The organism is Winslowiella toletana (assembly GCF_017875465.1).
Taxonomy (GTDB): domain Bacteria; phylum Pseudomonadota; class Gammaproteobacteria; order Enterobacterales; family Enterobacteriaceae; genus Erwinia; species Erwinia toletana.
Genome location: NZ_JAGGMQ010000001.1, coordinates 702,481 through 715,105 on the forward strand (window position 1 = coordinate 702,481; position 12,625 = coordinate 715,105).

Here is a 12,625-nt window from a genome sequence, read left to right on the forward strand (position 1 = left end):
CTGAAATGTCCTTAATGTTAATTTTATATTATTAACAAACTATTTTCTGTTAAATTCTGCCATAACGGTCTTCAAAACGAACAATGTCATCTTCTTCAAGGTACGCGCCAGAGCGAACCTCAATTAAATGCAATGGTATTTTTCCTGGGTTTTCCAGTGAGTGTTTTGACCCCAGAGGAATATAAGTCGACTGATTTTCAGTCAATAAGAATTGTTCTTCACCACGCGTCACCTTTGCGGTACCGGCAACCACAATCCAGTGTTCCGCACGATGATTGTGCATCTGTAATGATAACTTCTCACCCGGCTTCACCGTGATGCGTTTCACCTGATAACGATGCCCGGCATCGATTGAGTCATATTTCCCCCACGGACGATAAACTTCGCGGTGAATATAGTGCTCCTTGCGACCAGAGGTTTTAATCTGCTCAACAATTTTCTTGATGTCCTGCACTTTGTCCTTGCGGGCTACCAGCGTCGCATCCTTGGTCTGCACCACCACCAGGTCGTCAACCCCGACCAGTGAAACCAGTGATGACTCCGCGTAAACATAACTGCCGGTGGAGTCGTGACTGATCACATCGCCCTGCAATACGTTGCCCTGTTCGGTCTTCTCACTGATATCCCACAGTGAAGACCAGGAACCGACGTCATTCCATTTCGCATCCAGCGGCACAACCACTGCGCTGTTGGTTTTTTCCATCACCGCATAGTCGATCGACTCATCCGGGCAACGGGAGAACACCTCTTCGTTGACGCGAATAAAATCAAGATCCGGATCCACTTTCGCCACGGCGTCACAGCATGCTGAATAAATATCCGGGCGGTATTTTTTTAATTCTTCCAGATAGCGGCTGGCTTTAAACAGGAACATGCCGCTGTTCCAGTAATACTCGCCGCTACTGACATATTTTTCAGCGGTGGCGCTATCTGGTTTCTCAACAAAACTGTCAACTTTAAAACTATTTCCGGCGTAAACTACATCCGTATCGGCAGCTCCATCTTCATCAATCGCCTCACTGCGCTTAATATAGCCGTAACCGGTTTCCGGATACGAGGGAACAATTCCGAAAGTGACCAGATGACCTTTTTCCGCCAGCGGTGTGGCTTTTTTCACTGCGGCCTGGAAGGCGGCGATATCTTTAATCACGTGATCCGCCGCCAGCACCAGCAATAATGGCTCCTGATCATCACCTTCAGCCTGCTGCTTCTGCAGCGCAACAAACGCCGCCAGCGCAATGGCCGGTGCGGTATTGCGACCAACCGGCTCAAGGATAATGTTGTTACTCAGGCTGTTCATCTGGTTCAGTTGCTCAGCCACGATAAAGCGATGCGCTTCGTTAGAGATCACCACCGGCGCGCCACAACCCAGGCCATCGAGACGCTGAATGGTCTCCTGCAGCATTGTCTGTTCGCCATTCAGGGCGAGGAACTGCTTCGGATAGAGCACGCGAGATAAAGGCCATAAGCGACTACCGTTACCGCCCGCCATAATAACCGGATGTAACTTAGACATTTTCTGCTACCTCTTTAAGAGTGACGATGCCACGCTCGGCCTGAAACTGATCCCAGCGAGTCATAACATATTCGTGTAATTCGTGGTGGAAGCGTACGGTAGAGAATTTTTCCGCATTATCGCGACAGGCCGCTGGTGTGATTTCATCAGCCAGCGTTTCAAAATGGTTTACCGCAGCGCAAATGGATTCAACCGTCTGCTCAGTAAAGAATACTCCGGTTGGATTTTCTTTGCCCAGTGGACGCACGGTTTCCAGCGAACCGCCTTTACCAAAAGCAATCACCGGCGTGCCACAAGCCTGCGCTTCAACCGGAACAATGCCGAAGTCCTCTTCCGCCGCGAAAACGAAGGCGCGGGCGCGCGCCATATGGTCTTTCAGCACGTCAAACTTCTGATAACCCAGCAAGGTGATATTGTCTTTTGCCGCTGCTTTGACTTTATCAAACTGCGGTCCTTCACCAATCACCACCAGTTTCTTATCCGGCATTTTGCTGAAGGCTTCGACAATCAAATCGATTTTCTTGTAAGGCACCATACGCGAAGCAGTGAAGTAGAAGTCCTCTTTCGCTTCCTGCACGGCAAAATCTTCAACGGCAACGTTGGGATAAATCACATCCGCTTTACGGCCGTATACTTTCTTGATGCGGCGTGCAATATAACCGGAGTTCGCGACAAAATAGTCGACGCCATTGGCGGTACGGTAATCCCACAGACGGATACGATGCAACATCCAGCGCGCCAGCATGCCTTTCAGACCTTTATCGAGATTGGCCTCTTTCAGGTACTGATGCTGCATATCCCAGGCATAGCGAATCGGTGAGTGGCAGTAGCAAATATGCAACTGGTCCGGACCGGTAATAATCCCTTTTGCCACCGCATGGCTACTGCTGATCACAATGTCATAAGCAGAGACGTCAAGCTGCTCGATAGCATAAGTCATGAGTGACAGATAATTACGGTATTTTGTTTTGGCTTTTGGTAAGCGCTGAACAAAAGTGGTGGTCACTTTCTTGTTGTGAATAATTTTACGCTGATCTTCCGGCAGAAAATCCACAACGCTGAACAGATCCGCGTCAGGAAAAACGTTAATAATCTCCGAAAGAACTTTCTCTCCCCCACCAGAAACGACTAACCAGTCATGAATAATAGCAACTCTCGGTAAGCCCATGCTAAATCTCCTGTTATTTATTATTGACGAGCTGCGTATAGATTTTTTCCAGGCTCGACTTATAGGCTTCAAATGTAAAAATGGTTTTATCTTTCAGCGCGTTGGTTTTCCGCTTTGCAAATGCCTGCTCAAGCTTATCGTTAAGGTCATTCTGATTATAATCAAACAGAACAGCATGTTGCGTCAGCGCCGCCATCTCCTGCAATCCACCGTAACCGGGTACTAATACCGGCAGACCGGCATTCGCCGCTTCAACGATGGAGATTGGCGCATTTTCGTACCAGACCGAAGGCAGCACGAAAATATCATATTGCGCTAAATGACCGGTGACCTCTTCTCGCGGTTTAAAACCATGGAAAATCAGTTTCAGCCCCGCACGCAAAGGCATGGCTTTAAGCTGCTCTTCCGCTTCTCCCTGGCCATAAATATTCAGGTTGATCGCGCCATGGCTCTGTTTATTGAGCAACTCAACAAATTCGAGTAACCCTTTTTCAACCGAAAGACGGCCAATAAACACTAACTCTTTTGCCCTGCTTTCATCAGCAGCAGCAGACGTTTCCAGCACAACGGGTTCTGACGGTAAGAATTCGACAGGATTGCGAACAACGGTGACAGGCTGCTTAACGCCCCAGGCGCTAAACACTCTGCTCAGGAACTCCCCGGGTGAGATAATTAAATCAAAAACACCGCTTAATTTAAGCAAGCGATAATTAATAAAGTGTTGCATGCATTTTAATAACGAGTGGATGACAGAACGATGATCAAAGCGCTGCAAATAACTTAAGTTGCTTTTCTGCGGATTAAAGTTGGTCCTTTTGCCCGCAGTAAAGTGCTGAAAACCACTATTAGGACAGATCAGATGATAATCATGCGCTGTTAATACGACTTTGAAATGATGCTTTTTCTTCGCATCGCGCAGTGCTTTCAGCACTGAAGGTGTCAGATAATGATAGTAATTATGCAGGTGAACGATATCCGGAGAAAACTCGGTTATCAGCTTCAGAGTTTCCCGATAATACTTTGACGAAAAGAGATAGGACAGCGGATTGGTTTTCCCGTCCGAAAAGAGCATTTTGGTTTCATAACCTAACTCTTCAGTCGCCTTAATCGTATCGCGAAATACTGACTCTGCCCCACCGCCCTCATACTTATCATTAATATGAAGTACTTTCATTTGTTTCATCTTATTCCCGCGGTTCAGGCACGAAAGAGCATGGCTTTCAGGAAAGGCATTTTCTTTCTGACTTTATATTTCACAAACATCGGCACAACAGGTTTTGAAAAGTGCTGGAATAACTCTTTCAGACTTACATCCTGATTACGGTTAATGCGGTCCTGCAGGAACAGGCTGTTACGATGACCGCGCTGAAGGATATCTGCATACTTTTCAGTAAACATTTCATAACCCTTTACCGCTTTCGGCGAGTTGGTAATGCGGTTCTCTTCATGGTCAATATTCAGCTGGTAAGTGTACTTCTCCAGACGGTAGCCCGGACCACACTTCAGCGCCATATTCACCCATGCATCGTAATCCTGCCAGGCCGGCATTCTGTCATCAAATGCCCCCGCTTTAATAAAGTCGGCAGTGCGGGTAAAGATCTGGTTACCGGCGAGATTTCGGTACAGCAGCTTATCCAGCGTCATCTCTTCTTCGCTGATTTTCTGGCGGAAGAGATGCTTACTGTTTTTCACAATCTGTCCGGCGCTGAGCCACGGATATTTTTCGCGCATCGGCGAGTTCATAAACTCCTCGACGCGGGTTGGCAGAAATTCATCATCGTCATCCAGACCAGTGATAAATTCGCCGTCGGCGCGGTGAATCATTTTATTGCGCGCCACGCAGGCGCCCTGCGGTATTTCATTGCGCAGAAAGACGAAATCGTCGAACTGGTTTTTATACTCTTCGACGACTTCAGCATAGCTCTGCGATGAGCCATCATCGCAAACCAGCACCTGCAAGTTTTTCCAGCTTTGTTTTGTCAGCGACGATAATGCGCGCGCCAGCATCCCAGGTCGGTTATGAGTAGGAATATAGATGCTTACAGTCTGATTCATCGATATTGATCCTTAATCTTACGTCAGAAAAAAGTGTGGCCATAAGCCACACTTTGATTTCAAGAAAAGTACAGACAGCAGGGTCATTTGAGGTAAGTTGCTTTTATCACCCAGTACAATAATGACTTCATGTTACCGGCTTACCTTCTGATGAAGCAGGCGGCTTAATTTTTGCTGCATGATGAGAAAGTGTTTCAGCTTCTCTTTTTTTACCGAAATACTTCACATAGCCAATACCAAACAGCGTAAAGAACGGAATCATCTGCGCTGGCGTGGTAATGCGGTGCTCGGTGGCGGAAGAGAATACGCAGGTCCAGAACGAAAGCTGGAGGGCTAATGCCAGACCCGGATCAAAGTCCTTCATCTTCCTGATTTTTGCCAGCATCTGACCAAACAGCAGCACAAACAGGGTGTAACCCACCAGGCCCAGCTCAGCCAGAATGGTGAAGGTTGAGTTGTGCGCATGGGAGTCAGTATGGCGCAGCAACTGATGATCCTTCAGCGTCAGGATATGCGGAATGACGGTGGTGTAGCGATACCAGAGATCATCAAAGCTACCAAAGCCCATGCCAAAAATCGGCGAGTGCAGGAAGTTATCAAACGCGCGTGGCCACAGATAATAGAGGCGGTCGATAAAGGTACCGGCACGTTCGAAGTCCATATCCTGGTTAATGGTAAAGTTGGCGCCCACCGACATAATTTTGCCCATCGACAACCATACCGGATAGGTATCGAGCACCACCAAAAACTGTACGGCGAGGAACAGGCCAAACACTAAACCCGGACGCTTAAAGCGCAGGGTCAGGCCATAACCGATAGCGGCGATAATCGCCAGCACGCTGCCCCTTGAATCGGTCTGATACAGGAAGAAGACAAACGCCAGGCTGTACAGCAGATAGAGCGGACGTCGTTTAACCCACCACAACCCTAAACAGGCGGAGGCCACCACGGAGTAGAAGCCGCCGGCGGCATTGTGTGACACAAAGAAGAAGCGATAGACCCCCTCCTCCAGTGGCATGCCAACAAATCCGATACAGGATAAGCCGAAGAAAATGGCGAAAATAATATAAAACGCGCGGTCGACATTAATATTGACGGCCAGCGGCAGAAAGATAAAGACGAATAAAATCAGGTAGCTGATGATAAAGTTGCCATCGCGTCGATAAAAATCGAAATCCCCGAGGGCAGATTTGTTATACAGCACTGTAGAGATGATGACGTAGCTGAACAACAGAATCAGGTACAGCTCAATTTTTTCAAAGCGCAGAAAATCTTTGCGATAAAACAGGCCGATCAGAGCCATTGGCAGCAGCACAATCATAATGACGCTGGCTGGTACCAGATTGGTTACTGTGCAAACCAATGAAAACAATATCAAGAACTTAAATATATGCCTCACAGTGTTTTCCTTGCCGTGTTAGTGACATAGCGTTCCCGAACCGCTTGCGCGATTCGGGAACTCCCGGCCATTTTTATGCAGAGAGAGGACAATGACACCGGAGTGGTCTCTTTCTGTGAAAACTATTTTTTGGCATCACCGTATTCATACTGATAGTAACTGTAACCGCCATTGCCGTACTGGCTGGCTGCACGCTGTACCGCCAGGTTCAGAATCACGCCTTTGATTTCCACGCCATTCTGTTCGAAGCGACGAATACTGACATCAACCTCTTTCGCGGTGGTTTCTTCAAAGCGCGCCACCAGCAACGAGGTGCCACAGCTGCGACCACAGATAGCAGCGTCAGTTACCGCCAGAATCGGTGGGGTATCAATCAGTACGATATCGAAGTTCTTATTGGCCCAGTCCAGTAATTCATCAAAACGTTTGTTCATTAACAGTTCAGATGGATTGGGTGGAATCTGACCACGGCTGATCACCGACAGATTTTCAACTTTACTGACCGGCTTCACCGCATCTTCAACCGCTAAGCGACCAGAGAGAATCTGCGACAGGCCTTTATCGCCATCAGCTGCTTCCAGCAGGGTATGCATATAGCCTTTGCGCATATCCGCATCAATCAGCAGTACACGCTGCCCTGCCTGCGCCAGAATCGCCGCGAGGTTAGCACTGATAAACGACTTACCAATCGACGGACTCACACCACTGATCATCAGGATGTTGTTTTGCGACTCCATCATGGCGAAGTGCAGACTGGTACGCAGACTACGAATCGCTTCCAGCGCCAGGTCAGTGGGATTGCCCAGCGCCAGCAGATTCTCCTGGCGTTGCAGCTTGCCACCGGCTGTCGCCAGCGTGCGGTTTTGATCCTGCTGCCATTTAGACAGTGGGATACTGGCATAGACGTTGATGCCCATGCTCTCCAGCTGGTCCGGAGACTCAATACCTTTATGCATCGCTTTACGCGCCAGAACCCAGGCACAGGCGAGGAAACCACCAAAGATTGCCGCCAGCAGCACGATAACCGCTTTCATCGGCTTGACGGCGCTTAAGCGGGTCATTGCCGGGTCGATAATACGCACATTACCGACGGTGCTCGCTTCAGCAATTTTCAGCTCTTGCTGACGGTTCAGCATCTGCATGTAGACCTGCTGACCCACTTCAACTTCACGCGTCAGGCGCAGAATCTGCTGCTGGGTTTCCGGCAACGCCGAGACTTTCTTATTCAGCTCATTACGCTCATCTTCCAGAACACGACGCTTCTCGACCAGCGCTTTATATGCCGGGTGCTGCTTGGTATACAGCTTGGAGATATCGGTTTCTTTAAAGGTTAACTCGTTCAGCTGACCTTCCAGCTGCACCAGCGTATCCAGCGTCGATTTGGCTTCCAGTGACATATCCACTGAATCGTTCGCACGGCGATACGCATTCAGTTTATCTTCGTCGGAATCCAGTTTGCCGCGCACTTTAGGCAACTGATCGGCGAGGAATTGCAGGCTTTTCTGCGCTTCCGCCGTTTTGCGGTTAACGTTTTGCAGCTGATAGTTGTCAATAACGCTGTTCAGCACATCGGCGGCTTTCTGCGGGTTGGTATCGTCATAGCTGAGGTTAATCACGCCAGTGTCTTTACCGGCATCGGCGACCTGCAGCACACCGTAAATGGTGTTGTAAACCGACAGCAGTGGGTGTTTAACCACGGTGAATTCACGGCCTTCTTTTGATTCCAGCGCCGAAATCAGCAGGCTGTAACCTTTCCCTGTAACACGCTCACCCACTTTGCCGGAGAGGATCTCACCCTGATCATTGCTAAGGGTGTAAGTGTCAGCGCCGGTAACGGTTAAGGTGAAGGGTTGATTGATGCTGCTTTGCGGCATGGTGAAAGTCGTGATGGTCACCACATCTTTATCATCACCGGTTAACGCCGCATATCCCTTACCAAATACCGGGAAGTAGTTACGTGCGACATCATACTCCAGGTGAAGATCATCAATGGTCTGTCCCAGCACCATACGTGACTGGATCAGGGCGATTTCCGTTGATGAAGCCGGTTCTGAATCTGGCATCATGCTGCTGATAGTCGAAATCAGTGAGCTGCCAGGGGCTTTCTCAACCTGCACAACGGCATCTGCGCGATAAACGGGTGTAGTAAATAGAACGTAAATGATGGAAATAATGATAAAGAAAAGTGTGATAGTCAGAATCAGCCACTTGGCATCAACCAGACTTCCCCACACACGTCCTAAATCAATCTCATCACGATTGTCGCTGATGCCTGGCAGCGATAATTTATTTTTCTCTGTCATTGCGGTCCCTGATTTATTAGTTAAGTGCCTGAGCCCACTTTTGTGCGGATTGATCTAAGAGCAAATACACGGACTGAAAATATTCTTCACTCTTCCGATAAGGATCGGGTATTTCCTTCGACAACCAGTGTCCGAAAAGCATAACTTTTCCTCTTACTTGAGAAGATACCTGACATACAGCATCAATATGATTCCGTTCCATAACCAGGATAAGGTCGCTGTTATGGCAAAGTTCCGGTTTTAACTGACGTGCAATATGCCCATCAAGCGAAAGTTGATGCTTTGAGGCCACCTCAGTCGCACGTTTATCGGCAGAGTGACCCACCATCGCGCTAATGCCTGCCGAGGTAATCACTTTGTCGGGCGCATACTGTTTAAGTAATCTCTCAGCAGTAGGCGACCGACAAATATTGCCAACACAGACAATCAAAATTGAATCAAACATACTCATTACCAGTTATGCAGTTGTTGAGTAGTGCTGACCCCGTAACGAAGTGTGTTAATTGTTGGCAGCAACTGGTTGATAACACGGTTCCAACGGGTCAACGGCGTTGCGGTGACATAGACAATGTCGTAAGGCTGCAACTGGAACTCAGTTCCCATCACCATCGCGGTCGCATCAGAGGTATCTAACTGATAGATGTTGGCCATTTTGCCGCCCTGTCCACGGTTAGGACGGATAACAAATACGCCGGTAGCATTGGCGGCGGTCTGATCCAGACCTTCTGAATTACCCAGCGCCTCGGTCAGCGTCATCCCGCTGCGGTCCATCTTCAGCGTCTGCTGTTTATTCACTTCACCCATAACAAAGACTTTCAGGTCATCGTTACGCGGCACATAGAGAATATCGCCCGGATAGAGCAGACGGTTCTGCGTCAGATCGCCGTTCTGCATCAGGGCCTGCAACGAAATACGCTGTTCACGACCGTTATGCGTCAACACCACATTACGCCAGTCAGCATTCTGACCCATACCGCCTGCGCGGTTGATGGCGTCAAGAACCGTCAGCGGAATGTTGGTGATGGCTTGCTGCCCGGAGGTGCCGACTTCACCAGTCACATAGACTTTCTGCGAGCGGAAACCGGCGATATTGACGTCAACCTGCGGACTTTCAATATAGGTGGTCAGGCGGTTTTGAATTTCATTGCGGACTTGCTGAATGGTTTTGCCGACGACATTAACCTTACCAATATAAGGATAGAAAATCGTGCCGTCAGAGTGGACCCAGTTGCCGGTGTCACTGGCGCTACGATACTGACCCGCTGGCGTGGTTAACTCCGGATGATCCCAGACGGTAACGCTAAGCACATCGCCCACACCGATACGGTATTCATAGGCAGCCAGCTCCTGGTCGAGCTGAGGGTTCGGTCGCGCGGTGACCGGCGCCTGACGCATCTGCTCAATCAGCATTGGCGTCATCGGGAAGACATTGACCATTTTATCAATATCATAATCAGCATCTTGCTGTTTAATAACATCCTTACCGCTGGTTGAAACGCCTTGGCCTGGAACAATGGTACAGCCACTGATAAGTGTTATCGACACCAGCAAGGGTGCCAACTTGAGTTTTGATTTCATCATTGAATTATCATCGCTATTGCTGATTTATTGTCTAAAGCGGTCAATGCCGCAAAGTGTTCGTGAATCGTGTCTCACCCACGTCCAGCTTTATCCCCAACTATTCTCGTTCCGTCATCAGATATTCGCCCTCGAAATTGCGCACAAAAGTTGCTGACTTAATGCAGCCTTTTAAGAGTTTTGACAAGATTCACACCACCGGACCAGGGGAAGTGTAGCAACATGCGGCGCGCCGACAAGCTGTAACTCTCCGAATCCCCTGATTTTTCCCGAACTTATTACCGTAAACAGGTAGCTGAGTTCAGTAAGAAAAGGTTAATTCCGCAGATTTAACTGGCATTAATCTTAAAATAGCGCAATTAACGATATTTATGTTGACGTGCATTATTTAATATACATCGTCGATTTTAAGCACGCTACCGCCCCTGGCTTTCAGCTACCAATGCTGTTAAATCCGGAACAGTGCTATTTGTGAGTGACGAATAAGTGAGCTTTTATTACCCGAGCTTAAAAATCGCCAATAAAACTTTTGGTAATCACTACTGTCAATCAGACAGAGGTAATCAGTAACTGGCGACTAATGTTATGGCTAGATTTTTATACTATTGATCGTTCGTTACAAGCTTGAGTATGCAAAACCAGGGCACTTTCAGAATAAGACTAACAAAATCAAAATTTAAATGTTATTTTTCAAATACTTACATAAAACCGCAAAGCGGGCGATTTCCAGAGTAATCCATGTTGATAATAATATTTTTGCGATTTCAATCTTTGTTTGCTGTAATTTCCACCGGTTATAAATGCACAGACCATATAAAGGCGTAGAATGGTTATACAATTTCCATGCCCCTTTATGGAGCTAACATCTTAGTGCCAGTGCAATTGAATTTATTTTAGGAATTATCTTATACTGCATTGCATTCTGGCTATTCTCACTTCACTATCAGCATTAATCTGATTAATGTTCTGCAATAAGGTAAATTACGTCGTATGGAATGGATCGCTGATCCTTCAATTTGGGCCGGTCTGGTCACGCTTATCGTGCTGGAGCTGGTTTTAGGCATTGATAACCTCGTCTTTATCGCCATTCTGGCGGAGAAACTGCCACCGGCACAGCGTGACCGCGCGCGCGTCACTGGTCTGTTGCTGGCTCTGGTTATGCGGCTGTTGCTGCTGGCCTCTATCTCCTGGCTCGCGACCCTTACCGCGCCGATTTTCACCATTGTGGGGCACCCTTTTAGCGCACGTGACCTGATTATGCTGGTCGGCGGGGTATTTCTGCTATTTAAAGCCACGGTGGAGCTTAATGAGCGGCTGGAGGGCAAAGACGAGGAGCAAAATCCGCAGAAACGCGGGGCGCGCTTCTGGCCGGTCGTGGCACAGATCGTCGTACTGGATGCCGTGTTTTCGCTGGATTCGGTGATCACTGCGGTTGGTATGGTCGATCACCTTGCGGTGATGATGGCCGCAGTGATTGTGGCGATTTTCCTGATGCTGCTGGCCAGCAAACCGCTGACGCGTTTTGTGAACAGCCATCCGACGATCGTCATCCTGTGCCTCAGTTTTCTGTTAATGATTGGCTTTAGTCTGGTGGCTGATGGTTTTGGTTACCATATTCCCAAAGGCTATCTCTACGCCGCCATCGGCTTCTCAGTGATTATCGAAAGTCTGAACCAGCTGGCGCATTTTAATCGCCGCCGCTTCCTGTCAGCAAAACTACCGCTGCGCAAACGCACCGCGGAAGCCGTGCTGCGCCTGCTGCGTGGTCATCATGAGAATGCCGAACTGGATGCGGAAACCTCTTCACTGGTGGCCGATCACCATGAGAGCAATGGTATTTTCAATAAGCAGGAACGGCTGATGATCGCCCGGGTGCTGGGCATGGGACAACGCAGCGTCAGTAGCATTATGACCTCGCGCCATGATATTGAAAATATTGACCTCAGTGATCCGCCGGAAGAGATTATGGCGCAGCTGGACCGTAATCAGCACACGCGCATTATTATCACCGATAACAGTGATGAACCGCTGGGTGTGGTGCATATCATCGATCTGCTGCACCAGTCGTTGCATGAGAACTCACTCGACCTGCGGGCGCTGATCCGTCAGCCGCTTATCTTCCCTGAACAGTTACCGCTGTTGCAGGCGCTGGAGCAGTTCCGCAGCGCGCGCACGCACTTTGCGTTTGTGGTCGATGAATTTGGTTCGGTCGAAGGAGTGGTAACGCTCAGTGACGTGATGGAAACCATCGCCGGAAATCTGCCGAATGAAAATGAGGAGCTGGATGCGCGTCATGACATTATGCAGAACGAGGATGGCAGCTGGACCGCCAACGGCTATATGCCACTGGATGACCTGGTGATGTATCTGGCGTTACCGCTGGATGAGAAACGCGAATACCACACCATCGCCGGGCTGCTGATGGAGCATCTGCAACGTATTCCGCAGGAAGGAGAGGAGGTGCAGATTGGTGATTATCTGTTCCGCACTTTGCAGGTTGAAAGCCACCGCGTGCAGAAAGTACAGATTATCCCGGTGAATATGCCGGAACCGGATTACGAGGTGTAGTTGGCGGGCGGCGAAAACGCCGCCCCTGCCATTGTGCA

General features: G+C 48.8%; 9 protein-coding genes. 1 reads left to right on the forward strand and 8 read right to left on the reverse strand.

Going from position 1 to position 12,625, the window contains the following annotated elements; genetic code table 11:
* Nucleotides 1-49: 49 nt before the first annotated feature.
* The 8 genes from J2125_RS03400 to J2125_RS03435 form a co-directional block, all read right to left on the reverse strand.
* Nucleotides 50-1,516: a mannose-1-phosphate guanylyltransferase/mannose-6-phosphate isomerase gene (locus J2125_RS03400; protein ID WP_209499463.1), complete on the reverse strand. Its 1,467-nt coding sequence runs from the start codon at nucleotides 1,514-1,516 to the stop codon at nucleotides 50-52.
* Nucleotides 1,509-2,684, reverse strand: a complete 1,176-nt coding sequence (locus J2125_RS03405) for a glycosyltransferase family 4 protein (protein ID WP_017800241.1) — start codon at nucleotides 2,682-2,684, stop codon at nucleotides 1,509-1,511. Before J2125_RS03405 ends, J2125_RS03400 begins: the two co-directional genes overlap by 8 nt.
* A 13-nt stretch (nucleotides 2,685-2,697) precedes the next feature.
* Nucleotides 2,698-3,867 carry a glycosyltransferase family 4 protein gene (locus J2125_RS03410; protein ID WP_017800242.1) on the reverse strand — a complete coding sequence of 390 codons (1,170 nt, stop codon included), beginning with the start codon at nucleotides 3,865-3,867 and terminating at the stop codon, nucleotides 2,698-2,700.
* 14 nt (nucleotides 3,868-3,881) lie between these two features.
* Nucleotides 3,882-4,739 (reverse strand): glycosyltransferase, encoded by an 858-nt coding sequence (locus J2125_RS03415; protein ID WP_017800243.1) that lies wholly within the window; start codon nucleotides 4,737-4,739, stop codon nucleotides 3,882-3,884.
* A gap of 127 nt (nucleotides 4,740-4,866) precedes the next feature.
* A complete protein-coding gene (locus tag J2125_RS03420; RefSeq protein WP_017800244.1) occupies nucleotides 4,867-6,060 on the reverse strand; it encodes an O-antigen ligase family protein in 1,194 nt (397 codons plus the stop codon).
* A 200-nt stretch (nucleotides 6,061-6,260) separates the two neighbouring features.
* Nucleotides 6,261-8,441 (reverse strand): polysaccharide biosynthesis tyrosine autokinase, encoded by a 2,181-nt coding sequence (locus J2125_RS03425; protein ID WP_017800245.1) that lies wholly within the window; start codon nucleotides 8,439-8,441, stop codon nucleotides 6,261-6,263.
* A 16-nt stretch (nucleotides 8,442-8,457) separates the two neighbouring features.
* Nucleotides 8,458-8,886, reverse strand: a complete 429-nt coding sequence (locus J2125_RS03430; RefSeq protein ID WP_026111593.1) for an arsenate reductase/protein-tyrosine-phosphatase family protein — start codon at nucleotides 8,884-8,886, stop codon at nucleotides 8,458-8,460.
* A gap of 5 nt (nucleotides 8,887-8,891) precedes the next feature.
* Nucleotides 8,892-10,022, reverse strand: a complete 1,131-nt coding sequence (locus J2125_RS03435; RefSeq protein ID WP_017800247.1) for a polysaccharide export protein — start codon at nucleotides 10,020-10,022, stop codon at nucleotides 8,892-8,894.
* A 987-nt stretch (nucleotides 10,023-11,009) separates the two neighbouring features.
* Between J2125_RS03435 and J2125_RS03440 the strand changes: the two genes are divergently transcribed.
* Nucleotides 11,010-12,587 carry a TerC family protein gene (locus J2125_RS03440; RefSeq protein ID WP_017800248.1) on the forward strand — a complete coding sequence of 526 codons (1,578 nt, stop codon included), beginning with the start codon at nucleotides 11,010-11,012 and terminating at the stop codon, nucleotides 12,585-12,587.
* Nucleotides 12,588-12,625 lie beyond the last annotated feature (38 nt).